This is a genomic window from Pseudomonas sp. H2_A10 (assembly GCF_054680085.1).
In genome coordinates, this window is the sequence record NZ_CP162821.1 from 4,023,553 (window position 1) to 4,046,555 (window position 23,003).

Genomic DNA, 23,003 nt, shown 5'->3' on the forward strand with positions numbered 1-23,003 from the left:
CCATGTCCAACATCATCATCGAAACAGACGTTGCGCATACCCACGAACAAGGGCACGAAGACGCCGGTTCCCTGAGCCTGTTCGGGTTCTGGATCTACCTGATGACCGACTGCATCCTGTTCGCCACGTTGTTCGCAGGCTATGCCGTGTTGCGCGACAGCGTGGCCGGCGGCCCTTCGAGCGTGGATATTTTCGAACTGCCCTATGTGCTGGGTGAAACCATGCTGCTGCTGTTGAGCAGCATCACCTACGGCTACGCGATGCTCGCCATGAACCGTGGCCAGCAAGCCCAGGTCCTGCGGTGGTTGGGGCTCACATTTGTGCTGGGTGCGGGCTTTATCGCCATGGAGTTCAACGAATTCCACCACCTGATCGAAGAAGGCCATGGGCCGGACCGCAGTGCGTTCCTGACCGCATTCTTCACGCTCGTGGGCACCCACGGCGCGCACGTGCTGACGGGGTTGATATGGATGGCGGTGCTGATGGCCCAGGTCTATCAACGTGGCCTGACCAACACCAATGCCACGCGCCTCAGTTGCCTGAGTTTGTTCTGGCACTTTTTGGACGTGGTGTGGATCTGCGTGTTTACCGTGGTCTATCTGTTAGGGGTGGTGTGACATGTACAAACAAAGTTCGATTCACAGCAGCGCCGGTACAAGCCATGGCAGCAGCCGTTCGTACCTGGTCGGGTTCCTCGTTTCGGTGCTGCTGACCCTGGTCCCGTTCGCCCTGGTGATGTTCCCGTCACTGCCGCGCACCGTTACCGCATGGCTGGTGGTGTCGCTGGGCGCGATACAAGTCATCGCCCACCTCAAGTACTTCCTGCACCTGGACACGGCGGCAGAACAACGCTGGAACTTGATCGCATTGGTTTTTTCAGTGGTCATCATTTTGCTGCTGGTGGGGCTCTCGCTATGGATCATGGACAATATTCATCACAATATGCTGGCGCACTGAAACACTGGATAGGGCTACTCAATGTCGGGGTTCAATTGACGAAGCCCGGCATCATTTTCGGTAACCTCGCGTCAGTGCTCGGCGGTTACTTCCTGGCCTCCAGCGGTCATTGGGTGGCACCGTTGCGTTTGCTGGCGACCCTGCTCGGCACCGCGCTGGTGATCGGTTGCAGCTGCGTGCTGAACAACTGCGTTGACCGCGACATCGACCGGCGTATGGTGCGCACCTGTCACCGGGCGCTGGCCCTGCGAGCGATCACGGTGCCCAGCGCCGTAAGCTATGCCCTTGCGCTGGGCATCGCCGGCTTCAGTTTGTTGTGGGCTGCCAGCAATGTGTTGGCCTGCATCCTGGCGATGGTCGGCGTGGTCATCTACCTGGGGGCTTATACCTACTGGTTGAAGCGACGGTCGCATTGGGCAACCTTAATCGGCAGCCTCTGCGGGGCGATGCCACCCGTTATAGGTTATGCCGCGGTCACCGGCCGGTTTGACGCCACGGCGATGCTGCTGATCGCGGTGTTCGGCTGCTGGCAGATGCCTCATTCACACGCCATCACCGTGATGCGGCGCGAGGATTTTCGCGCGGCGCGCCTGCCCTTGCTGACGCTGTCCCAAACCCACAGGCAAATACAGGCGTACATGCTGGCCTTCCTGGTCAGCGTCGTGTTGCTGGGTGTGGTGGCCCAGATGAACGTGCTGTATTTCACCGTGGTAAGCGGCCTTGGCGCTTACTGGCTGGCACTCGCCAACAGCCCTGTGCGCCTGATTGATCCGACACGCCGGGCACGCACGTTATTTGGTTTTTCGATTCTGCTGATACTGGCTCTGGATCTTTCGCTGGCGTTGAACAGCGGGCGCCAAGGCTCACTTTCATGCGGGGTGCAGGCGCCCGCCATCATGCGGTCGGGCGCCTGACGCAACGTCAGCGCTTGGCCTCTTCATCGGGGGCCGCAGAGCGCTGCAGAAACGCTTGGGTGAGCTCGGGCAAATGTTCGCGCAACCAGTCAGCCATGGCGACTTCCTGCGGCAGGATCTTTTCACAGGCCGCTTTGGTTTCGGCGTCACCGGCCTCCTGCGCGGCCGCGATGAGCACCGTGTAGCTGGCGATCTCCATATTTTCAAATACGTAGCCGGCCATGGCGCCCTTGATGACCTCATCGCTCATCAGTGAGCCACCGACCGCCTGCCCGAACGCCATCAACTTGCCGCCGATGTCTTTGAGCGTCGAGGAGCTGCCGCCCAGGCGCGTCAGGCATTCGTCAATCAACCTCTGCTGGTCGAGAGTCTCTTCTATATGCTGGTCGATGCGGGCCTTGAGCCGTGGGTAGTGCTCCAGGCGCTCGGATTGTGCCTTGAGCATTTTTTCGGCCTGTTGCTCCATCGCATGCGCATCGCGTAGCCAGTCGAGCAGGTTTTCCTGTGGAGTTGCCATGTCGTTAATCCTCGTCAAAAAATGCTGAACCGCCGCACGCCGGCAAGCGTGCGGTTGCCTTGAGTCAAATGGCAGGCTTGGGCGGGATACCCGCCCCCAGGTCAGCCCCGGTAGTGGGGTCGCTGGCGGGGTCCGAGAGCGTGCGGATCTTCATCGCACTCAGCTGCGCTTCCTCGTCGGCGTCCAGTTGCACCGTGGCCATGCCGTCGCCGCCATCCACCGCGGGTTGCGGGTTTTCCACGAACGTCCATTCTTCGCCCTGGTTCCAGGGCCCGCGAACATTCCCCTCGCCCTGCGACATGTTGAAGTACACCTGGGTGAACTCAGGCATGCCCGGCAACTTGCCTTGGGGGAAATTCGGCTGAATCGCATGCAACGCCTTTTCAAAGGACAGTTGATGCGCGATCTCGCGCGTCATCAGGAAGCCCAGCGCCTCCTTGACGCCCGGGTCGTCCGTGACGTTCATCAGGCGCTCATACACGATTTTGGCGCGGGCTTCAGCGGCAATGTTGGAACGCATGTCGGCGGTAGGCTCACCGATCGTGTCGATGTAAGCCGCTGTCCATGGCACGCCGGCGCTATTGGTCAACGGCGAACCGGCGCCATACAGCAGGCTGGTGATATGCGAGTCATTGCCCGCGCCGTTAAGCGCGCGATACAACTCGCCCTCCTCCTCCACGCCCTCGGCCATGCGCCCCTTGGCGCCCTTGTTGAGCATCACGATGATGGATCCCACAACCTCCAGATGGCTGAGCTCCTCGGTGGCGATGTCCATCAACAGGTCTTTGCGCCCCGGATCGTCCTCGGCCAGCGCTTGGGTGAAATAGCGCGACGCTGCCGCCAATTCACCCTGAGCGCCGCCAAACTGCTCAAGCAAAAGGTTCGCCAACCCCGGGTTAGGCTCGGCCACGCGCACGGTGTATTGAAGTCGCTTGTTATGTAGAAACATGAACAAATCTCCTCAGGCTTATTGAAAAGGAGACGGCCCCTTGGAAGGCGCGCCTACTTTTATGTGAAGCGAGCACCCAGAGGAAATTTCAAAATAAAGCGATGCATTTCGACCAGCGGTTATGTGCTACAGGCCAAGCGAAACGGCGGCCCTGGCGTGCCGAGTGCCGTCAGCGTTATCGCGATTGAACGCCTGTTTGGCCGCACCTTCTAATGCTTGCACTGCCTGAACCTGGCAAGCGCCCCCCATGCACACCTCGATCAATCGACCATGGAAGGTATCCGAAATGAACCACACCACACTCCACGTACTCTGCCTGACTACCGCCGTTACTCTGCTCACAGCCTGTGCCGGCAATAACTCGGCCTCCAATGTCGTGGCGCCTGGTAAGGCGAAATCACCAACCCTGCAATCTCTCGACGCCGGGGCGGCGCTGCTCCAATCGCGCCCGCCCATCGATGCGCTGAACGCTTACCTGGACGGCTTCCACTTTTATAATGGCCACCCCGACGTGCAAATGGAGGCCCATCATTACTGCTCGGTGCTCAACGAAGAAGTGATCCAGTGCGTGATCTACGACGGCAATCGCAAGGATGCAAAGTTGATGGGCGTGGAATACATCATCAGCGAACCATTGTTCGGCACGCTGCCGGCCGCTGAAAAAGCGTTGTGGCACAGCCACGTGCATGAAGTGAAATCAGGCCAGTTGGTCGCACCCGGCATCCCCGAAACGGCCGAGCACGCCCTGATGGAAAAACTCGTGCATACCTATGGCAAGACTTGGCACACCTGGCATACCGACCTCAACAAGCGTCTGCCGCTGGGTGTCCCTCAGCTCATGATGGGGTTCACCGCCGACGGCCAGGCCGACCCGGACATGGTCGCCGAGCGCGACCAGCGCATGGGCATCGACAGCGCCGAAAAAAAGCAGGCGCGCATCGACATCGTCGCGCCGCCGATCGCACCCGGCGCCGACGCATGGCGCCAGGGCACTGTCATCCAGATCATCGACCCGACCGCAACGGCCCATCAGCATTGAACGCGGCGCTGGCCATCCGAGCCTGCCCGGCACGTCAGTCGATCCAAGGGAACAACCGGTCGAGTGCAGCGTCATCATTAAAAACGCGGGGCATTTGGCCCCGCTATCGCGCATAAAGGATGGCAATCATGTTCGATAAAAAAACCCGCTACATCGTCAGTTTCATCCACGACAACCAGCCGCAAAGCCGGACGCTGGAGCATGACAGCGACAGCCTCGCAAACACCGCGCTGACGCTGAACGGCTTTGGCTATCGCTGGTATCGATGCCACGGTTCAGAACCACAGCAGAACCATCGCACCGACCAGCGCCAACACCGCGGATAACGCCGACACCTGAGTGGAGGTCAGCGCCAGCGCGCTGTCGCGGGAGCGGCCGACGAAACGGCCGCGAGTGCGGTGCAGTTCAGCGCTCAGCGGTTGGCACAAGTTGTCGCCGTGGTCGCCGCTCTCATCTTCCTGGCTCATTTGGCCCGGATAGCACTGCCGCGCGAGCATATGATCGAGCAGCCCCGGGATCAGGCAACTGCCGACAATCGCCTTGATGCTTTCCATGCCCAGCCACAACTCGCGCGGCGTGCGCCGCACCACACTGAAGATCGCCCGAGCGGCCACGTCGGGGTCGTGGATGGGTGGCACCGGTTGCGGGCGTTTGTCGAGTTTGTTGCGCGCCCAGTCGAACTGCGGCGTGTTGATCGCCGGCAACTGCACCATGCACACACGAATGCGACTGCGCTCGTGCAGCAGCTCACAACGCAGCGCGTCGGTAAACCCGCGAACGGCGAACTTGGCGCCGCAATAAGCCGATTGCAAAGGAATGGCGCGATAGGCCAGCGCCGAGCCCACCTGGATGATCACGCCGCTATTGCGCGGGCGCAGCAATTTCAAGGCGGCCAGCGTGCCATTAACGGTGCCCAGGTAAGTGACGTCGGTGACGCGGCGGATTTCCTGCGCGGTGAGTTTTTCAATGGGTGAGAACGCCGTGACCATCGCGGAATTTACCCACACCTGCAGCGGGCCCAGTTGCGCCTCAAGCGCAAGGGCCGCCGCTTCAAGCGCCTGCGCATCGGCCACATCGACACTTATCGCCGTGACCGCCTGGCCGTACTGCGCCAGCTCTTCGCGCGTTGCCGCCAGAGCGGCCTCATCGCGTGCCAGCAGGCCGATGCGGTAACCGGCGGCGGCGAAACGATGCGCCGTGGCCCGCCCTACCCCCGCGCTCGCACCGCAGATCACCACCAGGCCGTTGTTCTGCTGATCCATTGCCACCTCCCACACGTTTGTGACGTCGCCTGCCCTCAACAAAATGGACGATAGGCAAACGCCGACAGTTCGATATTTTTGGAGGCCATGGTCGGCGCAGCGCCTGTGCAGCCGCTTACCACACCGCGATATGTGAGTCGGCCCTGGGCTCGGTGCCGCCGCACAGCACGCCGCTGAGCGGATCGCGCAGGATGATCTGCCCACGCCCGTAGTCGGTCAGGTCGCTGTCGGTCTGCACCTTGTGCCCGCGCCGTGCCAGCGCATTGACCAGGTCGCGGGAAGCGCCATGTTCGATGCCGACCTTCATGTCGCCCAGCCATTGCCAGCGCGGCGCGTCCAATGCCGCCTGAGGGTTGAGGCCGAAGTCCACCAGGTTCATCACCATTTGCACGTGGCCCTGGGGTTGCATATAGCCGCCCATTACGCCGAACGGCCCCAGCGCCTGACCACCCTGGCTGAGAAAGCCGGGGATGATGGTGTGGAAGGTTTTCTTGCCGGGTGCCAGGCAATTGGCATGAGTGGGGTCAAGGCTGAATTCCTGCCCGCGATTCTGCAGGGCGATGCCGCTGTCGGGCAGCACCACGCCGGAACCGAAGCCGTGGTAGTTGCTCTGGATAAACGAGACCATATTACCTTCGGCATCCGCCGTGGCCAGGTACACCGTGCCGCTGGCATGGGGGTCGCCGGGCTTGGGAGGCTGGGCCTGTTCGCCGATCTGGCCACGCCGGCGCGTGCTGTAGTCGTCGCTGAGCAGGTCGGCCACCGCCACGCGCATATGCGCAGGGTCGGTGATGTAGTGCAGGCCGTCGCTGTAGGCGAGCTTCATCGCTTCCAACTGACGATGCCAGGTTTGCTGGCTGTCGCGGTGGTCGAAGCTGAAGCCTTCAAGGATCTTCAACGCCATCAGTGCGACCAGGCCCTGGCCGCTGGGCGGGATTTCCCAAACGTCGACGCCCCGGTAATTGATGTGGATCGGCGCGACCCACTGCGCGCGGTAATCCTTGAGGTCGCTGGCGCGCAGGTAACCACCGCTGGCGCGCGAGTGCGCATCCAGGCGCTCGGCCAGGGCGCCGCGATACAGGCTTTCGCAGCGGGTGGCGGCCAGTTCTTCCAAGGTGCGGGCCTGGGCCGGGTTGCGAAAAATCTCCCCCGCCTGGGGCGCACGGCCGTTGATGAGGAACGTGTCGAACCAGGCCGCCAGCACGTCATCGCGGTGCGGGCTGAATTCGTTCAAGGCCAGCTGCCATTGATGGGCAACCACCGGTGACAACGGGAACCCCTCGCGCGCCAGGCTGATGGCCGGCTGCAGTAACTCGGCAAACGGCAACTTGCCGAAGCGTTGCGACAGCTCAGCCCAGGCCGATGGGCAGCCCGGCACGGTGACGGGAGTCCAGCCGTACAGCGGCATCTGTGGGTGCCCCGCCGCCTTGACCGCCTCGATACTCAAGGCCGCCGGCGCATGGCCGTTGCCGTTCAGGCCGTGCAACTGGCCCTTGCACCAGACCAGGGCAAACGCGTCGCCGCCCAGGCCGCAGCCGGTGGGTTCAACCACCGTAAGCGCCGCCGCCGTGGCAATGGCGGCGTCGATGGCATTGCCGCCGTTCTGCATGATCTGGATACCGGCCTGGGCGGCCAGTGGTTGGGAGGCGGCGACCATGCCGCGTCTGGCAAACACACTTTGGCGTTGCGACGGATAAGGGTATTCGTGAGCAGAGAATTTCAACATGGCTAAGGCTCTTGAAAAAGGGTCATAACACGCGGCTGAGAAACGCCCGGGTACGCGGATGGCTGGGGTGGCTGAAAATCTGTTCCGGCGGCCCCTGTTCGATCAGCTCGCCCTGATCAAGCACCACCACGCGGTCGGCCACTTCACGGGCGAAGCCCATTTCATGGGTGACCACCACCATGGTCATGCCCTCCTCGGCCAGTTCTTTCATCACCTGCAAGACCTCGCCGACGGTTTCCGGGTCGAGGGCGCTGGTGGGTTCGTCAAACAGCATCGCCTGGGGTTTCATCGCCAGCGCACGGGCAATCGCCACCCGTTGCTGCTGGCCACCGGAGAGCATCGACGGATAATGGCCGGCCTTGTCCGCCAGGCCGACCCGCGCCAACAAGCCACGCGCCTGCTCCAGCGCCGCCGCGCGCGGCACGCCGAGCACCTGGATCGGCGCTTCGATGATGTTCTCCAGCGCCGTCATGTGCGGGAACAGGTTGAAGCGCTGGAACACCATGCCGATGTCGCGGCGCTGGCGGGCGATGTTGCGCTCCGACTCGCGCACCAGGCTGCCGTCGCTGCGTTCGCGATACCCCATGGCGCGGCCATTGACGCGTATGCGCCCGCCCTGAATGTCTTCAAGCAGGTTGATGCAACGGATAAAGGTGGTCTTGCCGGAGCCGGAGGCACCGATCAGCACCACCACTTCGCCGCGCCGCACTTGTAGGGAAATGCCCTTGAGGATCTGCAACTCGCCGAACGCCTTCTGAACATCCAGGGCCTCAATGATCAGCTCTTCACTTTGGTGCGCCATGCTTAACGTCCTCTCAGCAATTTGAGGGTGCTGCGACCGAACATGCGGCTGGCGGCCGGCGGTGGCGCTGACGGTCGATCGGACTGGCCGAAGCGGTGTTCGAGCCAGCGCTGGAAAAAGCCCCACAGCGTGGTCAGCGTGAGGAAATACAGGGCCACTACCAGGTACAACTCGAACACGCGGAAGGTCGCCGAGGTGATCATCTGCGTGCTGAGCAGCAATTCCTGCACGCCGATCACGCTGACCAGCGTGGTGTTTTTGAGCATCACGTTGAACTCGTTGCCCAGCGGCGGCACGATCACCCGGAACGCCTGGGGCAGCACGATGCGCCGCATCAATTTGGCAAAGCCCATGCCCAGGGAACGTCCGGCTTCGTATTGGCCCTTGTCCACCGCGCCGATGCCGGCACGGATGATCTCGGCCATGTACGCGCCTTCATTCAGGCCCAGAGCAATGATTGCCGCCTGGATATTGCCGGGGATCATCAGCCCGAACAGCTCGATGTCCTCGAAGCGGAAGATCCCGCCGGCCGCCAGCGCGGTGTACAAAAACACGATCTGCACCAGTAACGGCGTGCCGCGCATCAGCCACACGTAAAAGCGCACCGGCAGGTGCAGCAGCGGGTTCTTCGACAGGCGCAACAGCGCCGCCCCCAGGCCCAGCGCGCAGCCGAGCAGCATCGCCAGCACGCTGATCAGGCACGTCAGCCACAGCCCGGTGAGGTACACCCCACTGGGCTGCAGCAGGTACTGCCAGAACACATCCCAATTGAAATTCATCGTGCGGTTGCCTCAGTCGAGTGTGTCGCTGCTGACATGCCATTTGTTTAGCAACTGCACGTAGCTGCCGTCGCTGCGCATGTCGCTGATGATCTGCTGCACGGCGGCGCTCAGTTGCGGGTCGTCCTTGCGCATGCCAAGGCCTGTGAGGATGCGGCTGAACGCGGGCACGCCTTCCTGGAACAGGTCCGGGGCCATCGCGGCGTAATAGCCGGCGGTTTCCACGGTGGTGCCATAGGCATCGACCTGGCTGATGCGCAAGGCCTGGAAGGCATCGGTGTCGGTGTTGTACACCACCAGTTTCATCGGTGGCTTGCCGGCCTTGGCGAGGCTCTCGTTGTGGGCGTCGAGCAGGGTCTTGATGGTGGAGCCGTTGAGCACCGCCACTTTGTGCGTGGACAGGTCATCCAGGGTCTTGATGCCCTTGGGGTTGCCCTTGGGCACCACCACCGACTGGCTGGAATACATGTAGTTGACGATGTCGATTACCTGGCGCCGCTCGGGCTTGTCGAACAGCTGGTCGACGATCATGTCGCACTGCTGGGCGAGCAGCGCGGGCACCAGGCCGGAGAACGGAATCACCCGCCACTGCACCTGTTTGTCGCCCAGGCGTTTGGCGATTTCCAAGCCCAGGTCAATGGTAAGCCCACGCGGTTTCTGGGCTTCGTCGAAGGACACCAGGGGCGGTGAATCCATCCCCGAGCAATAGGTGAGTTTGTCGACTTTTTGCAGGCGCTCCGGCACCTGCGGTGCGGCAGTTACCCATTGGCTGCAGAAAGCGAGAGAGATAGCCACCAGCAAGGCGCGGCGTTGTTTATGCATGACCAGACACTCCAGTTCGTTGAATAACGGGGCAGGACACAACGTCAAAACACGACAGCTTTCTTAGTGTTCGGATTGCAGAAATTGAATCAGCGCCGGCACCGTGCCTTCGATGTGCTCGCGCACCACGGCTTCGGCGCGAGCGGCGTCGCCGGCGCGAATCGCATCAAGAATCACGGCATGTTCCTGACGCGCGCTGAGGGGTTTTTCGCTGTGCTGCAGCCACAAGCGCATGGGCGCCTCCACCAGCGAATACAGCGCCGATATCTGCTTCATCAGGCGCGGGCGGCCGCTGAGGCTGCACAGGTACTCGTGGAAGGCGCGGTGGCAGCGGACCCACGCGGCGCTCTCGTCGCGGTAGTCATCCATTTCGTCCAGCAGACGCTCCAACGCGGCCAGTTGGCGCTCACCGATGCGCCCGACGGCAACCCGCACCGCCAAGCCTTCAAGAGCGCTACGCATCTCGAACACCTCGTGCAGTTCTTCGATATCCAGGCCACTGACAATCGCGCCGCGGTTGGGACGCAGGGTTACCAGGCCCTGGGCATCCAGGCGCCGAAACGCTTCGCGCACCGGCATGCGGCTCATGCCGATCTCGCTGGCGATGTCCTCGGCGATCAACCGATCACCTTTGCGGTAGCGGCCGCCGCAGATGGCGTCGAGCAGGAAGTTGTAGGCCTCCTCCTCGGCAGTGAGGGGCTGTCGACGGTCAATGTAAGCGGGAGCAAATTGCATGGGCGGGATCTCTGTATTTTTGTATCCAATTATCCACGGATACAATAAAGCAGAATCTGTGCCAGCCGACCCAGCGCCGCGTTAAGCGGCTGATTTGAATGGATTCGTTCGTTTATTCGCAGCAGAGATGGCAACCGAAGGGCGCGCTACGTGCTACCTAATGGCACAGCGACTGCCCGTTTCTGTGCCGCAAAGTAGCGGGTGAGCACTGGACGGGCTAGCGCAGTTAGCTCGCGAGTGGCTCGCCTTTTGGGGTGTCGCCCTGCAGGAAAAACCGATTGCGGCCCGCCGCTTTGGCGCGGTAAAGCGACTGATCGGCGGCTTCGACAAACCCGAGCACCGGCTGCAACTGCGCGCCAGTCGCCGTAGCAATGCCAATGCTCACACTCACGCGCGCAAACGGGCTGCCCGGATGGGGAATGTTTTCCTGGTGCAGACGGTCGAGTATCAATTGCGCCACCACCTCTGCGCCCTGGCTGCCGGTCGCGGGCATGATGATTGCCATTTCCTCGCCGCCGTAACGTGCGACCAGGTCGGACGGGCGTCGCACACACGCTTGCAATAGCGTGGCGACCGCTTGCAGACAGGCATCGCCGGCAACGTGGCCGAGCGCATCGTTGAACCGCTTGAAGTGGTCGATATCGATCATCAGCAAGGCCAGCGGTAAACCGTCGCGCTGTGCCCGGCGTGCTTCCACCGCCAGTGTTTCATCGAAACAGCGCCGGTTCGCCAGGCCGGTCAGCGCATCCTTCATCGCCAACAGTTCCAGTTGCCGGTTCGACTCAAGCAATTGTTGCTGAGCGATGTGCAACGCCGCTTCCGCGAGGGTGCGTCGGCGTATGTCCAGCAGCAGGAGCCAGCCGATCAGCCCGGTCAACCCCAAAAGCCCCGCCACCACCACCGCCGATAGCGCCGCCTCGGTGCGCCATGCGGCGAGCGCTTCGTCCTTGCCCAACGCCACGGTGGTGATCAGTGGCAAGGTTTCGCTTTTGCGATACGCATACAGCCGCTCCACGCCATCCAGGCTGGAGGTGTACGAGGCGGTGCCTACGGATTGCTCGACCAGGTATTTGGCATAGATCGGCGACTTGGAAAAGTTGCGGCCCATGTCCTGCTCGCGGAAGGGATAGCGCACCAACAAGGTGCCATCGGTGTAGGACAAACCAATGGCGCCGTCCCGGCCGACGTCAATTTTGCCAAACACGCGCAAGAAATTCTCCACCCCCAGCGTCACGGCCACCACCCCGGCGAACTGCCCCTGAGCGTCATTGAAGCGACGGCTGATGGTGATCACCCACTCCCGATTGGAACGGCTCTGGATCGGCGGGCCAATAAACGGCTCACGGCTGGGATCGTCGCGATGGTGAATGAAATAAGCACGGTCGCGGCTGTTGGCCCCCACCGGAATCGGCCGGTTGGACGACATCAACCAGCGCCCCTGATTGTCATAGAGCGTGATGCCACTGAGCTGCGGCATCAAGGGCAGCTTGCGGTTGATCAGCGCACTGATTCGCTGGATCTGCGCCGGGCCATCGCCTTCGGTTTCCAGGCGCTCGACCAGCCCGAGCAACAACAGCGAGCTTTGCCGCACGACGCCTTCGGTGTAGGTGTTCAGTGCCTGGGTCAGGTTCAAGCCATGAACGTCTACCTCGGCCAGCGCCCGCTCACGGGACGACAGGATTTTCCAGACTGTCAGCGAAGTCAGCGAGCAGCCAATCATCAGCAGCAAGAGCATTACAAGGCGGGTATCACGCTTCACATCAGTACCTTAAGGAAGTCCGGTTTCCATTCCAGCCATCATTTGAACATCGGCACTTTACGGTGGCCACGTGTTCCCAGGCGCGAGCATACAAGCAGTGCGACGCGGCCGCAGCAACAGAGTGCGTGCTCGCACCCCCTTATTGATCGGACTCAACGCATGCTCCAGGCCAAGCGACGCCTGACGTTCAGTCAGCTGCGTCGTTATCGGACGAGGGCACGCGGTCAATCCCGGGAGTGCCGTTGGCAGGCTTGGCGCTGTCTTCGCCCGCGGGAGGACCGCTCTCGGGGTGGTCCCAATCGGTTGTCGCGTTAGGGTCTTCGTCACGGCCGGCTGTACCGATCACGCAGCCGTCTTCGTTGGGTGTGCCAGCTTCTTCAACGGGCCGGTACTGTTGGTTGGATGGCTCATGTTTCATGGAAAAATCTCCAGTTCACAGGATAGGAACCCGTTTGGAGCGACCGCTGAAGACCAAGTGCAACGAAAAGGACGAATGGCATGGGCGCAATGCCTTTAACCGGTGACTATTGCGGCCATTGTTCAAGCAGTATCGAAACGAATTTTTCCGCCGCCGGCGACAGTGATGCCCCGCGCCGGTAAACCAGGCCCAACGAACGGTTCACCACGGGTTCGATGAGCGGCACGCTGACCAAGGTCGGGTGATCGTGGGAAGGCATGGCCAGGCTTGGCATCGCCGAAACGCCCAGCCCGGCTTCCACCAGGTCCAGCGACGTCGAGAGGTGTTGCACCTCGTAAAACCACTGCGGGCGCCAGCTCAAGCCAGACAGGGCGTGATCCAGCAGCATGCGGTTGCCGCTCAGGCGCCCGACTCCGATCAGGCGGTAATCGCTCAGTTCAGACCAGGTGACCGACGTGCGCCCGGCCAACTCATGATCACGCCGGCAGGCCAGCACGAACGGCTCTATCACCAAGGGTACGAATTCGATATCCGGGTGTTGGCCACTCATCATGTTGATACCGAAATCGGCCTCCCCGCGCAGCACCGCTTCAAGCCCCTCGTTGGCGCTCAAGTCCAACAGGCGGATGCGGATTTTCGGGTAGCGCTCGTTGTACAGGCGAATCACCGACGGCAGGAAATAGAACGCGGCCGTCGGGATACACGCCAGGGTGACCCGGCCGATCTGGCGCTCGGCGAGTTCGCGGATGTTGAGAATCGACTCGTCGAAGTCATCCAGCAGGCGGCGCGCCTTGGGCAGAAAGTCGCGGCCGACGCTCGTGAGGCTGACCTTGCGCGTGGTGCGATCAAGCAATGCGGTGCCCAACCCTTCCTCGAGTTTTTTAATGCGGCGGCTGAGCGCGGGTTGCGACAGGTGCAATGCATCGGCGGCTTCGTGGAAGCTGCCCAGTTCGGCGATCTTCACGAAAGATCGAATATCGTTGAGCTCATAGTCCATGGCTGTTCTCATCGGCAGAGGGCGACGGGAGGTAATTTAGCGCACATTTTTCATTCGTCAAACGCAATAATCCCGTCAATCTTTGCATTGGAAACATTTCTGAAAGCTTGAGACTCTTGCCTCCAGAGCATCAATTACCTCGATTGATCAACAAGAGTCAGTCCCATGCAAAGAATTCCCTGTGTGCTGATGCGCGGTGGCACCTCCAAAGGCCCGGTTTTTCTCGACTGGGATTTGCCGGCGGCCATTGAGGCCCGTGACGAACTGCTGCTTAACCTGATGGGCTCCGGCCACGAGCTGGAGATCGACGGTATCGGTGGTGGCAGCCCGCAAACCAGCAAGGTGGCGATTGTCAGCCCGTCGCTGCACCCGGACGCAGACGTGGATTACCTGTTCGTTCAAGTGATGGTGTCGCAACGCCGGGTCGACAGCGCGCCCAACTGCGGCAATATGCTGTGCGCCGTCGGCCCGTTCGCCATCGAACAGGGCCTGGTCAAAGGCACGCCGGGGCGCACCCGGGTACGCATTCGCAACGTCAACACGGGCACCTTTATCCATTCCGAGGTGTACACACCGGAAGGTAAAGTCAGTTATGAAGGCGACACCGCCATCGACGGCGTGCCCGGCACCGCAGCACCGGTGCAATTGACGTTCCTCGACGCAGCCGGCAGCAAGACCGGCAAACTCTTCCCCACCGGCAACACGCAAGACGTGATCGAAGGCATCGCGGTGACCTGCATCGACATGGCAATGCCGATGGTGCTGATCCAAGCCAGCCAACTGGGCAAGCGTGGCGATGAAAGCCCGGCTGAACTGGACGCCGATAAAGACTTCCTGCGCCGCCTCGAGTCATTGCGGCTCAAGGCCGGCCTGGCCATGGGCCTGGGCGATGTCAGCGACAAAGTGATTCCCAAGCCGGTACTGGTTTCGCCGGCCAAAGCCGGCGGTACGATCCAGGTCCGCTACTTCATGCCGCATAACTGCCACCGCGCCCTGGCCATTACCGGCTCGATTGGTTTGGCCACCGCCTGCGTGGCAGACGGCAGCATCGTCGCGCAGATGCTCGGCGGGGTCAGTACGCCGCGCCTGGAGGCGGTGCGTATCGAGCACCCCAGCGGCGGGATTGATGTTGTATTGTCCTACACCGGCGTCAAGGGTGAGACCATCCAGGCTTCCGTCGTACGGACTGCGCGCAGGCTTTTTTCCGGCTACGTCTATGCCACGGACTCGCAGCGCCTCGCCGGATAATCTCGGCGGCCGTTGGCATTTTTGCATCCGCACAATTCTAAAAATGGGTGATGCCATGAAAGTTGTTAAATCGCTCTACTTCCAGATTCTCTGCGCCGTGGTGTTGGGCATCGTGGTCGGACACTTCTGGGCCCAGCAGGCCATTGCCCTCAAACCGCTGGGTGATGCGTTCATCAAGCTGATCAAGATGATGATTGCCCCCGTGGTGTTCTGCACCATCGTCACCGGCATCGCCGGGATGAGCGACAAACGCTCGCTCGGCCGCCTGCTCAGCAAAACCATGCTGCTGTTCTTCGGGCTCACGGTGATCAGCCTGGTGATCGGGCTGGTGGCGGTGTACGTGTTCCAGCCGGGTGCCGGCATGAACATCGACCCCAGCCAACTGAGTACCAAGGGCCTGGCCCAGTACACCGAGTCGGCCGCGAAGCTTGGGGTGGTGGAGTTTTTCATGCACATCATCCCCGACACCTTTATCGGTGCCTTCAGTAAAGGGGAAGTGCTGCCGGTGCTGTTTATCGCGGTGTTGTCCGGTTTTGCGTTGTCGTCACTGGGCGAACGTGGCAAGCCGGTGCTCGACGTACTCGAATCCGCCTCGCACATGGTGTTCAAGATCTTCGCCTACCTGATGCGTTTTGCGCCGGTCGGTGCTTTCGGCGCCTTGGCGTTCACCGTCGGCCAGTACGGCATCACCTCGCTGGGCTCGCTGGCCAAGCTGATCATGACCTTGTACATCGCCTGCGGCTTCTTCGTATTCGTCGTACTGGGCAGCGTTTGCCGCGCCAACGGTTTCAGCCTGTGGAAACTGCTGCGTTACTTTCGCGAAGAGTTCCTGGTGGTACTCGGCACGTCGTCCACGGAACCCGTCATGCCGCGCATGCTGGAGAAACTCGAAGCGCTGGGGTGCAAGAAAGGCGTGGTGGGCCTGGTGCTGCCCACCGGCTACTCGTTCAACCTGGACGGCACGGCTATCTACCTGTCGCTGGCGGCGATTTTCATTGCCCAGGCCTGCAACATTGACCTGAGCCTGACGCAGGTCATTACCATGCTGGCGATCATGCTGCTGTCCTCCAAGGGCGCGGCCGGCGTGACCGGCAGCGGGTTCGTGGCACTCGCGTCGACCCTGACGGTCATTCACGACATCCCCTTGGCCGGCCTGGCGTTGCTGATCGGCGTTGACCGCTTCATGTCTGAAGCGCGGGCCCTGACCAGCCTGGCCAGCAACGCGGTCGCGACGGTGGTGATGTCGATGTCTGAAAATGCCTGCAACCGCGAAACGCTGGCGCGAATGCTCGACGCAAAGCCCGATGCGGCCCAGGCAGAAGCCTGGGAAGACCTGAAGGTCGCCAAACGCGTCTAGCGCCAACCGCAAACACCTACCCCTGACTTGACCGAGCCCCCCTCCCCGCCAGGCGCCATTGTGCCGCCTGGCGGGCAAGGGCCCGTGCGCCTCGGCGTCAGCCATTCTTACGATAACAACAAGAGACTCGTCCTATGCTCGCTTTCCTTGGCCTGGCCATGGTGGTCGTATTCACCGTCCTCATCATGACGAAGCGGTTGTCGCCGATCGTCGCGCTCACCGTGGTGCCCATCGTCTTCGCGGTGATTGGCGGTTTCGGCGGCACCACCGGCAAGATGATGCTCGACGGCCTGAAAATGGTCGCGCCGTCCGCCGCCTTGCTGCTGTTTGCCATCCTGTTCTTTGGCCTGATGATCGACGCGGGGTTGTTCGACCCGCTGATCCGCAAAATCCTCAAGCGCGTCAACGGCGACCCGATGAAAATCGCGGTGGGCACGGCGCTGCTGTCATTGCTGGTGGCTCTGGACGGCGACGGCACCACTACCTACATGATTACCTGCGCGGCGATGCTGCCGCTGTATAAGCGCATCGGCATGAACCCGATGATCCTGGCGACCATCTCCATGCTGTCGTTGAGCATCATGAGCGGCATGACGCCTTGGGGCGGCCCCGCGACCCGGGCCATCGCCGCGTTGGGCCTGGATGCCGGCGAATACTTCGTGCCGTTGCTGCCAACGATGATCGGCGGCGCCATGTGGGTGGTGTTCACCGCCTTCATACTGGGGCGGGCCGAGCGCAAGCGTATCGGCAACGTGCAACTGCAAAGCGGTGGCGGCGATTGCTACATCAACGCCATTCTTGAAAACACCCCTCACAAGCGTCCGAAACTCGCCTACGTCAACCTGGCGCTGGTGGTTGCAGTGATGGTCGCGCTGGTGATGGGCCTCATGCACTCGGCGATCCTGTTCCTGATCGGCTTCGTGCTCGCGCTGATGATTAACTACCCGCAATTGGACATTCAGAAAGAACGCATCCTGGCGCACTCGGGCAACGCGATGACGGTGGTGCTGCTGGTATTTGCCGCCGGGATCTTTGCCGGGATTTTTTCCGGCACCAAGATGGTCGACGCCCTGGCGCAGACCCTGGTCGACTGGATTCCGCCGTCCTGGGGCCACCTGTTTCCGCTGGTGGTCGCGATCACCAGCATGCCGCTGACCTTCGTGCTGTCCAATGACGCCTACTATTTTGGCGTGGTACCGATCCTGGCCAATGCCGCGGCGGCATACGGCATCGCCCCGGTGGAAATTGCCCGGGCCTCGATCCTCGGGCAACCGGTGCACCTGATGAGCCCGCTGGTCGCCTCGACCCTGTTGCTGGTGGGCATGGTCGACCGTGATATCGGCGACTTCCAGAAAGCCACCGTCAAATGGGCGGTGCTGACCTCCCTGGTGGTGACCGCGCTGGCCTTGCTCACCGGGGCCATCAGCCTGTTTACCTGATTCATCTCCCTGCAGCCTTCCAGCGCGCCTCGCTTACGAGGCGCGTGTTGCCCTGTACGCCGAATAACAACAACGAGACGTTTGCCATGAACCCTATGTATACCCGTCGGGCCCTTTTTTGCGCGTTCGGCCTGGCCCCCCTCGCCGGTGCCAATGCCGAAGGCTTTATTGATGACAGCAAGCTCAAGCTGCAACTGCGCAATGTGTATTTCAACGAGCACTTTCGCGACGAACACGGCATGAGCGCACGGGCCGCGAGGACGGCAAAAAGCGAGCGCACCGAATGGGCACAGGGTTTCCTGCTGGACTATCAGTCCGGGTTCACCGCAGGCACCCTCGGTGTGGGCGTGGATGCCCTGGGGCTCTATGGCGTCAAGCTCGATTCAGGGCGCGGTCGCAGCGGCACGGGGCTGATGCCGGTGCATGATGACGGCCGCGCGGCCGGTGAATTTGCCAGCGCCGGCGCCACCGTCAAAGCCCGGTTCGCCAAAACCACCGTCAAGTACGGCACCCTGCTGCCCAAGACCCCGGTGCTGATTTACAACGACGCACGCTTATTGCCACAGACCTACCAGGGTACCCAGGTCACTAGCACCGACATCGAGAACCTGATCGTCACCGGCGGGCACCTGGACCGCTTCAAGTTGCGCGACTCCACCGACAGCGTGCCGATCGTGCCGGATGGCTACAGCGGCGAAAAGTCAGGGGACTTCAACTACGCCGGCGCCGAATACAAATGGGGCAAGAGCACCCGTCTGAGCTATTTCTACGGCGAACTCGAAAATTTCTACCGACAGAACTTCGCCGGTATCCAGCACGACCTGCCGTTGGCCGGTGGCGTGCTGACCGCCGACCTGCGCTACTTCAACAGCGTTGATAGCGGCTCGGCGTACGCAGGCAAAATCGACAATGACCTGCTCAGCGGTCAATTGTCCTACGCAATCGCTGGGCATACGCTCGGCGGCGGCTACCAGACCCTGCGCGGCGATGCCGGTTTGCCCTACATCAGCGGTGCCACCGTGTACTCGTTCAGCAACGCCGGTATCGGCAAGTTCATCGAGGAGGACGAGAAGACCTGGATGCTCAACTACGGCTACAACTTCGCCGCCGTCGGCGTGCCGGGCCTGACCTTCTCCGCACGCTACCTGAGCGGCAATGACGGCAAGTCCACCACAACAGTCAAGGAATGGGAGCGTGACGCCGAGCTGGCCTACGTTGTGCAGGCCGGCACGTTCAAGGGGCTGGGTGTGCGCATGCGCAACTATGTCTACCGCTCCGAGTTCTCACGGGGCCGCGACAGCAACCGCCTCTACCTGACCTATGACATTGCCCTGTGGTAGTTCAATAAACGATGGGCTTCAGGCGTTTTTGCCCACTGGCCGGGGTCGCGTTGCACTCCCCCGGCCAACCGATCAGCCAGCTCAGGTTGCTTGTGCACTTAAACGCGGCGCGTCGACCAGAACAGCCACTATCTCGCCAGTATTTACGCAGCGGTTTTCTGCGCTAGCCTTGTCGTGTTCCGACTTCTTGCCCCGGTGAATTAATGGACACGTTAACGAAAGCAGAAATTGAAGCGGCGCTGTCGGCGCGCCTGCCCAACTGCACGGTCAAATGCGCGATCAACCCGGACAGCAGTCTGTCGGTTACGGTGTTGGCGCATGATGCCGAGCAGTTCACCATCGCCAATATCCAACGCGCGCACTATCACGGCCCATCGGGAATCAACCGGCTCACCCGGGAAATACTCGAAGAAATGGTCATGTCCAGGCAGTCGTCCCGACGGTCATCTGCGGGGTAACGGTTTCAAGGCCGGGCCCCGCTCGTCGAAGCGCTAAGCCTGTTCACCTGCCAGGGCGCGTTGATGAAAATGCGCCAGCCATTTCAAGGCATGCTCCGATGCGGCCTGTTGAACGTGCTCACGCCCGCCCATGAAGCGCTCTTTTCGACTGAACACACTCAGCCCGCGTTCGGTGCGAAAGGCCCACGCAAAACACACGGTGCCGGGCGGGATGCCGTCAACCGCGTCCGGGCCCAGTAGCCCCGTCGTCGCGATGGCAACATCCGCTGGGCTATCGCGCAGAGCGCCGCAAGCCATCTCTTGAGCCACCTCGCAACTGGTCAGGTTGAACGTTTCCAGGGTGTACGCGCGTACCTTCAATAAGCGTTGTTTGGCTTGCGGCGAATAGACCACGTAGCCGCTTTCGATGCATGAACCCGCGCCCTCGACCTGCGACAGCAACGCGATGACTCTGCCGGCCGTGCATGACTCGGCCGTGGTGATAACCAATTGATTATGTTTAAGGTAATCGATGGTGGACGTGGCTACCGACATGCTCATGACTCCTGCGCGAAGGGCATTTTCCTGATTGATTCTGGTAAAGCCCGGCGGGTTTGTAAAAAAGAATTTCGAGATTTTGCTGCGGTCTACAAAAGACCACAACAGAGGGATTCCATCATGAACTTCACCAAATTTTGCCAAGCACTTTCCAACCGGGCCGGCAGCCCAAAAACCTTCGTCGTGGCTGTAACGCTGATCGCCGTCTGGGCGCTCACGGGGCCATACTTCCACTACGACGATACCTGGCAACTGATCATCAATACCTCGACCACGATCATCACGTTCTTGATGGTTTTTTTGATCCAGAACACGCAGAACCGCGACAACGACATTCTGCATTTGAAGCTCGATGAGTTGATCCGTGCCACCAAGGAAGCGCACAACACGGTCTTGTCCCTGGATAAGCTGGGCGCGCAAGAGCTCAAGAAACTGCGCGAGCAGTACAGCGCGCTGGGCCAGAACGACCCCGCTGGCGAGAACCTGCCCAAGGCGCAGGACGACGCCGCAGCGCGGGTGGCCAGCCACGATCAGCAACATTGAATGCCAGCCTCCTTCGGTCATTTGAATTGAACGATCATTTGCAGGCCCGCCTCTATCGCAGGACCCGCGAACGGAGGATGCCTTCATGATTGACTCAGCAACCGGAATGAGACCTGGCGAACGCTACGCAGTAGAGAACCAGGAACGAACGAAGAACTTTGGTGGTTTTTTCCTGGATGGAAAATATTACCTGGGCCCCGAACTGATGACGGCGGTCGGCTGGCTGGAAGGCCAGACGTTTATCTACGACGAACTCGATGCCACAGGCGAGCCGGTGTTCCCCGACCGCGTTGCCGGCACGGTCGAAGACCTGACCCTGGTGTTGCACGATGGTGCTCGGCTGAAGCTGCGCCCGGTGCCGGTGCACGCGCCGCAGGATCCACCGGCCCCAGCGCCGGTCATGCAAAAACACCACGGCCGACTGCACGGCAAAACGGTGGTGATCACCGGTGCCTCCAGTGGCATCGGACGCGCCGCCGCCCATGCATTTGCCGAGCAAAACACCCGACTGGTCCTGGCCGCCCGCGACCAGGCGGCCCTGGACGAGGTGGTCGAGGAATGTGCGGTGCGCGGTGCCGAGGCGATTGCGGTTAAAACCGATGTAACCCGCAACGATCAGATGCTGGCCTTGGCCGAACAGGCCGCTGCCTTTGGCAATGGCCGCATCGATATCTGGATCAACAATGCCGGTGTCGGCGCGGTGGGCAACTTCGAAAACACCCCGCTGGAAGCTCACGAGCAGGTGCTGCAAACGGACCTGCTGGGTTACCTGCGAGGCGCCTACGCGGCATGGCCTTATTTCAAGGCGCAGAACAGCGGGATCCTGATCAATACACTGTCGCTGGGAAGCTGGGTCGCCCAGCCCTACGCCGCCGCCTATTCAGCGAGCAAGTACGGCTTGCGGGGCTTGACGCAAGCGCTGCGCGGCGAACTGGTGGGTTTCCCGGACATTCACGTCTGCGACATTTACCCAGCGGTGATGGACACTCCGGGCTTTCGGGACGGCGGCAACTTTACCGGCCACGCCTTGAAGCCGCCGCCACCGGTGTACGACCCCCATCGTGTGGCGCAAGCGATGGTGACCTGTGCGCTGCAACCGCGCAAAAGCACCACCGTGGGCGCTGCCGCCACCGTTGCTCGAATCGCCAACTTGGTGCTCCCGGCCTTCCCGCAACTGTCCGGTTGGCTTACCCGCTTCGGCCTCAATCGCAGCCCCCGCTGCGCGACGTCGTCGGGCAATCTATTCGCTCCTGCCACCGGCGAACGTCGCGTCGAAGGGGGCTGGCGACAAGCCGGCCATCCACCCTATTGGCTCGTGGCCGCAGGCGCCGCGTTGCTGGTCGGCGGCTTTGCGGTGGCGCGCAACTATCAAGCGAACCATAAGCGTCGCCCATAAATCAGGGGGCAACCGCCCCCTCCTTTGTTATTGGAGGTACCCGCATGTCTTACGATTACCAAGGTTCTGCCAGTGTTATCACCGCGTCACGCCATCTGGGAACGCCATCGGATGAATGTCTGAATGCCGACGTGGGTATCCACCTGAGCCGCTCAGAGAAACCGACCATTGCCACCCTGAAGTTCGATGCGCCCCTTCAGTGGCCGGGCAACCCTAACGTGGTCACCGTCAACCTGCCGGATGGCACGTCCGTCAGCGGTGTCATCGTCGACCTGCAACGGCCGGCTGAAGGCCAGGGCTGGGTAACCTTCACGGTGGATGACTGAGACATTCCCGGCCCTGGATAAGCCCGCCGGCTCGGCCATCGGTTTGTCGAACAACTTTTTTGAATCTTCGTTGGCGCCAAATATCTGTAGTTCATGAGCATAAGGAGGTCTCGTGAAACACAACTTATTCACTATCCGGTATCAGCTCCATGGTGAGCCCAAGTCCTTCATCGTGCGTGCGGCGCAGATGAACAATGCCCAAGCATGGCATTGGGCCAGTTGCGATGCCGGTGTGGCAGTCATACCCAGGTTTGGTCAACACACCCTCAAGCGTGTGTCCAAACCGATGGCGGAAAAATATGGCATCACGGATGTGCGCTGGAGCGGCTCCGAAGAGATCCAGTGGGCGGAGGGCCTCACACAATGAACAGCCAGACTCTTGATTACACGACCAGACAAATGTGGGACGAGGAGATGGCGCACAACGCCAAGATGTTTTTCGAGGCCGACCGACTGGACGCACAGGCGTACCAGATCATCGAGTCCTACAGCGGCGATGCGGCGACCTGGGCGCGCTTTCTCGAAGCCAAGAAAATTGCCGATGCGCAACGCACCGCAGCGTATCGAGACTGGATGCGCGTCCGACGCGCGATGCGCAACAAGTGAGCGTCAGCCCTGCGCAAGGCAGGGCTGAGAGTCAGGCCCCCGACTCGGGATCTTTCGAAGGACCACCAGGGGCCACA

27 protein-coding genes are annotated in these 23,003 nt (G+C 61.4%); 15 read left to right on the forward strand and 12 right to left on the reverse strand.

What is annotated here, in order from left to right; translation table 11 throughout:
- Positions 1-2 precede the first annotated feature (2 nt).
- Genes cyoC through cyoE form a run of 3 tightly spaced genes read left to right on the forward strand, consistent with a single transcriptional unit; the run spans position 3 to position 1,871 of the window.
- The gene (cyoC, locus tag AB4O23_RS18980; RefSeq protein ID WP_068931820.1) at positions 3-617 is read left to right on the forward strand and encodes a cytochrome o ubiquinol oxidase subunit III; all 615 of its coding nucleotides are present in this window, start codon (positions 3-5) and stop codon (positions 615-617) included.
- A gap of 1 nt (position 618) precedes the next feature.
- Positions 619-957 carry a cytochrome o ubiquinol oxidase subunit IV gene (gene cyoD / locus AB4O23_RS18985; RefSeq protein ID WP_116078841.1) on the forward strand — a complete coding sequence of 113 codons (339 nt, stop codon included), beginning with the start codon at positions 619-621 and terminating at the stop codon, positions 955-957.
- Positions 958-992: 35 nt separating this feature from the next.
- Positions 993-1,871 carry a heme o synthase gene (cyoE, locus tag AB4O23_RS18990; RefSeq protein WP_460060261.1) on the forward strand — a complete coding sequence of 293 codons (879 nt, stop codon included), beginning with the start codon at positions 993-995 and terminating at the stop codon, positions 1,869-1,871.
- Between the two features lie 7 nt (positions 1,872-1,878).
- On the opposite strand, the gene AB4O23_RS18995 is transcribed toward cyoE, so the two are convergent.
- Together AB4O23_RS18995 and AB4O23_RS19000 are read right to left on the reverse strand one after the other, a co-directional pair.
- Positions 1,879-2,388 carry a ferritin-like domain-containing protein gene (locus AB4O23_RS18995; RefSeq protein ID WP_065879118.1) on the reverse strand — a complete coding sequence of 170 codons (510 nt, stop codon included), beginning with the start codon at positions 2,386-2,388 and terminating at the stop codon, positions 1,879-1,881.
- Positions 2,389-2,452: 64 nt separating this feature from the next.
- A complete protein-coding gene (locus AB4O23_RS19000; RefSeq protein WP_017529070.1) occupies positions 2,453-3,337 on the reverse strand; it encodes a manganese catalase family protein in 885 nt (294 codons plus the stop codon).
- A gap of 286 nt (positions 3,338-3,623) precedes the next feature.
- Here AB4O23_RS19000 and AB4O23_RS19005 point away from each other — a divergent pair, with 286 nt between their 5' ends.
- Complete coding sequence (locus tag AB4O23_RS19005) at positions 3,624-4,376, forward strand: OBAP family protein (protein WP_065879119.1); 753 nt, start codon at positions 3,624-3,626, stop codon at positions 4,374-4,376.
- Between the two features lie 128 nt (positions 4,377-4,504).
- On the forward strand, positions 4,505-4,702 hold the full coding sequence (locus AB4O23_RS19010) for a hypothetical protein (RefSeq protein ID WP_068931818.1): 198 nt from the start codon (positions 4,505-4,507) through the stop codon (positions 4,700-4,702).
- Here AB4O23_RS19010 and AB4O23_RS19015 read toward each other — a convergent pair.
- From AB4O23_RS19015 to AB4O23_RS19055, 9 genes are all read right to left on the reverse strand, one after another.
- Positions 4,652-5,638, reverse strand: a complete 987-nt coding sequence (locus AB4O23_RS19015) for an SDR family oxidoreductase (RefSeq protein ID WP_135196289.1) — start codon at positions 5,636-5,638, stop codon at positions 4,652-4,654. The genes AB4O23_RS19010 and AB4O23_RS19015 overlap by 51 nt on opposite strands.
- Positions 5,639-5,753: 115 nt before the next feature.
- Positions 5,754-7,364, reverse strand: a complete 1,611-nt coding sequence (locus tag AB4O23_RS19020; RefSeq protein WP_135196290.1) for a gamma-glutamyltransferase family protein — start codon at positions 7,362-7,364, stop codon at positions 5,754-5,756.
- A 22-nt stretch (positions 7,365-7,386) separates the two neighbouring features.
- Complete coding sequence (locus AB4O23_RS19025) at positions 7,387-8,166, reverse strand: amino acid ABC transporter ATP-binding protein (protein WP_017529063.1); 780 nt, start codon at positions 8,164-8,166, stop codon at positions 7,387-7,389.
- A gap of 2 nt (positions 8,167-8,168) precedes the next feature.
- Complete coding sequence (locus AB4O23_RS19030) at positions 8,169-8,945, reverse strand: amino acid ABC transporter permease (RefSeq protein ID WP_017529062.1); 777 nt, start codon at positions 8,943-8,945, stop codon at positions 8,169-8,171.
- Between the two features lie 12 nt (positions 8,946-8,957).
- Positions 8,958-9,767, reverse strand: a complete 810-nt coding sequence (locus AB4O23_RS19035; RefSeq protein WP_017529061.1) for an ABC transporter substrate-binding protein — start codon at positions 9,765-9,767, stop codon at positions 8,958-8,960.
- A 63-nt stretch (positions 9,768-9,830) separates the two neighbouring features.
- Positions 9,831-10,502, reverse strand: coding sequence for a GntR family transcriptional regulator (locus AB4O23_RS19040; protein WP_135196291.1), 672 nt, complete (start codon positions 10,500-10,502; stop codon positions 9,831-9,833).
- Positions 10,503-10,728: 226 nt separating this feature from the next.
- A complete protein-coding gene (locus AB4O23_RS19045) occupies positions 10,729-12,261 on the reverse strand; it encodes a sensor domain-containing diguanylate cyclase (protein ID WP_135196292.1) in 1,533 nt (510 codons plus the stop codon).
- Between the two features lie 187 nt (positions 12,262-12,448).
- Entirely contained in the window at positions 12,449-12,679 is a 231-nt protein-coding gene (locus tag AB4O23_RS19050) for a hypothetical protein (RefSeq protein WP_065879122.1), read from the reverse strand.
- A gap of 106 nt (positions 12,680-12,785) precedes the next feature.
- Positions 12,786-13,676: a LysR family transcriptional regulator gene (locus AB4O23_RS19055; protein ID WP_460146944.1), complete on the reverse strand. Its 891-nt coding sequence runs from the start codon at positions 13,674-13,676 to the stop codon at positions 12,786-12,788.
- Positions 13,677-13,841: 165 nt separating this feature from the next.
- Between AB4O23_RS19055 and AB4O23_RS19060 the strand changes: the two genes are divergently transcribed.
- From AB4O23_RS19060 to AB4O23_RS19080, 5 genes are all read left to right on the forward strand, one after another.
- Positions 13,842-14,924 (forward strand): 4-oxalomesaconate tautomerase, encoded by a 1,083-nt coding sequence (locus tag AB4O23_RS19060; protein ID WP_017529056.1) that lies wholly within the window; start codon positions 13,842-13,844, stop codon positions 14,922-14,924.
- 43 nt (positions 14,925-14,967) lie between these two features.
- Positions 14,968-16,281 carry a dicarboxylate/amino acid:cation symporter gene (locus AB4O23_RS19065; protein ID WP_026067359.1) on the forward strand — a complete coding sequence of 438 codons (1,314 nt, stop codon included), beginning with the start codon at positions 14,968-14,970 and terminating at the stop codon, positions 16,279-16,281.
- 134 nt (positions 16,282-16,415) lie between these two features.
- Positions 16,416-17,720 carry a CitMHS family transporter gene (locus AB4O23_RS19070; protein WP_137220390.1) on the forward strand — a complete coding sequence of 435 codons (1,305 nt, stop codon included), beginning with the start codon at positions 16,416-16,418 and terminating at the stop codon, positions 17,718-17,720.
- A gap of 95 nt (positions 17,721-17,815) precedes the next feature.
- Positions 17,816-19,060: an OprD family porin gene (locus AB4O23_RS19075; protein WP_460064001.1), complete on the forward strand. Its 1,245-nt coding sequence runs from the start codon at positions 17,816-17,818 to the stop codon at positions 19,058-19,060.
- A gap of 203 nt (positions 19,061-19,263) precedes the next feature.
- Entirely contained in the window at positions 19,264-19,518 is a 255-nt protein-coding gene (locus AB4O23_RS19080; RefSeq protein ID WP_460060264.1) for a hypothetical protein, read from the forward strand.
- A gap of 33 nt (positions 19,519-19,551) precedes the next feature.
- Here AB4O23_RS19080 and AB4O23_RS19085 read toward each other — a convergent pair whose 3' ends face one another.
- A complete protein-coding gene (locus AB4O23_RS19085) occupies positions 19,552-20,052 on the reverse strand; it encodes a CinA family protein (RefSeq protein ID WP_460060265.1) in 501 nt (166 codons plus the stop codon).
- A 123-nt stretch (positions 20,053-20,175) separates the two neighbouring features.
- Here AB4O23_RS19085 and AB4O23_RS19090 point away from each other — a divergent pair, with 123 nt between their 5' ends.
- From AB4O23_RS19090 to AB4O23_RS19110, 5 genes are all read left to right on the forward strand, one after another.
- Positions 20,176-20,598 carry a low affinity iron permease family protein gene (locus tag AB4O23_RS19090; RefSeq protein ID WP_223496686.1) on the forward strand — a complete coding sequence of 141 codons (423 nt, stop codon included), beginning with the start codon at positions 20,176-20,178 and terminating at the stop codon, positions 20,596-20,598.
- An 85-nt stretch (positions 20,599-20,683) separates the two neighbouring features.
- Positions 20,684-21,994, forward strand: coding sequence for an SDR family oxidoreductase (locus AB4O23_RS19095; RefSeq protein ID WP_460084613.1), 1,311 nt, complete (start codon positions 20,684-20,686; stop codon positions 21,992-21,994).
- 44 nt (positions 21,995-22,038) lie between these two features.
- Entirely contained in the window at positions 22,039-22,320 is a 282-nt protein-coding gene (locus AB4O23_RS19100) for a hypothetical protein (RefSeq protein WP_068931813.1), read from the forward strand.
- A gap of 112 nt (positions 22,321-22,432) precedes the next feature.
- Positions 22,433-22,687 (forward strand): DUF6555 family protein, encoded by a 255-nt coding sequence (locus AB4O23_RS19105; RefSeq protein ID WP_065879130.1) that lies wholly within the window; start codon positions 22,433-22,435, stop codon positions 22,685-22,687.
- A complete protein-coding gene (locus tag AB4O23_RS19110; RefSeq protein WP_065879131.1) occupies positions 22,684-22,926 on the forward strand; it encodes a hypothetical protein in 243 nt (80 codons plus the stop codon). Before AB4O23_RS19105 ends, AB4O23_RS19110 begins: the two co-directional genes overlap by 4 nt.
- The last annotated feature ends 77 nt before the right edge of the window (positions 22,927-23,003 follow it).

Coding starts and splice junctions, on each gene's coding strand:
- cyoC (WP_068931820.1), top strand. CDS start 3: ATGTCCAACATCATCATCGAAACAGACGTTGCGCATACCCACGAACAA.
- cyoD (WP_116078841.1), top strand. CDS start 619: ATGTACAAACAAAGTTCGATTCACAGCAGCGCCGGTACAAGCCATGGC.
- AB4O23_RS18995 (WP_065879118.1), bottom strand. CDS start 2,388: ATGGCAACTCCACAGGAAAACCTGCTCGACTGGCTACGCGATGCGCAT.
- AB4O23_RS19000 (WP_017529070.1), bottom strand. CDS start 3,337: ATGTTTCTACATAACAAGCGACTTCAATACACCGTGCGCGTGGCCGAG.
- AB4O23_RS19005 (WP_065879119.1), top strand. CDS start 3,624: ATGAACCACACCACACTCCACGTACTCTGCCTGACTACCGCCGTTACT.
- AB4O23_RS19010 (WP_068931818.1), top strand. CDS start 4,505: ATGTTCGATAAAAAAACCCGCTACATCGTCAGTTTCATCCACGACAAC.
- AB4O23_RS19015 (WP_135196289.1), bottom strand. CDS start 5,638: ATGGATCAGCAGAACAACGGCCTGGTGGTGATCTGCGGTGCGAGCGCG.
- AB4O23_RS19020 (WP_135196290.1), bottom strand. CDS start 7,364: ATGTTGAAATTCTCTGCTCACGAATACCCTTATCCGTCGCAACGCCAA.
- AB4O23_RS19025 (WP_017529063.1), bottom strand. CDS start 8,166: ATGGCGCACCAAAGTGAAGAGCTGATCATTGAGGCCCTGGATGTTCAG.
- AB4O23_RS19030 (WP_017529062.1), bottom strand. CDS start 8,945: ATGAATTTCAATTGGGATGTGTTCTGGCAGTACCTGCTGCAGCCCAGT.
- AB4O23_RS19035 (WP_017529061.1), bottom strand. CDS start 9,767: ATGCATAAACAACGCCGCGCCTTGCTGGTGGCTATCTCTCTCGCTTTC.
- AB4O23_RS19040 (WP_135196291.1), bottom strand. CDS start 10,502: ATGCAATTTGCTCCCGCTTACATTGACCGTCGACAGCCCCTCACTGCC.
- AB4O23_RS19050 (WP_065879122.1), bottom strand. CDS start 12,679: ATGAAACATGAGCCATCCAACCAACAGTACCGGCCCGTTGAAGAAGCT.
- AB4O23_RS19055 (WP_460146944.1), bottom strand. CDS start 13,676: ATGGACTATGAGCTCAACGATATTCGATCTTTCGTGAAGATCGCCGAA.
- AB4O23_RS19060 (WP_017529056.1), top strand. CDS start 13,842: ATGCAAAGAATTCCCTGTGTGCTGATGCGCGGTGGCACCTCCAAAGGC.
- AB4O23_RS19065 (WP_026067359.1), top strand. CDS start 14,968: ATGGGTGATGCCATGAAAGTTGTTAAATCGCTCTACTTCCAGATTCTC.
- AB4O23_RS19070 (WP_137220390.1), top strand. CDS start 16,416: ATGCTCGCTTTCCTTGGCCTGGCCATGGTGGTCGTATTCACCGTCCTC.
- AB4O23_RS19075 (WP_460064001.1), top strand. CDS start 17,816: ATGTATACCCGTCGGGCCCTTTTTTGCGCGTTCGGCCTGGCCCCCCTC.
- AB4O23_RS19080 (WP_460060264.1), top strand. CDS start 19,264: ATGGACACGTTAACGAAAGCAGAAATTGAAGCGGCGCTGTCGGCGCGC.
- AB4O23_RS19085 (WP_460060265.1), bottom strand. CDS start 20,052: ATGTCGGTAGCCACGTCCACCATCGATTACCTTAAACATAATCAATTG.
- AB4O23_RS19090 (WP_223496686.1), top strand. CDS start 20,176: ATGAACTTCACCAAATTTTGCCAAGCACTTTCCAACCGGGCCGGCAGC.
- AB4O23_RS19095 (WP_460084613.1), top strand. CDS start 20,684: ATGATTGACTCAGCAACCGGAATGAGACCTGGCGAACGCTACGCAGTA.
- AB4O23_RS19100 (WP_068931813.1), top strand. CDS start 22,039: ATGTCTTACGATTACCAAGGTTCTGCCAGTGTTATCACCGCGTCACGC.
- AB4O23_RS19110 (WP_065879131.1), top strand. CDS start 22,684: ATGAACAGCCAGACTCTTGATTACACGACCAGACAAATGTGGGACGAG.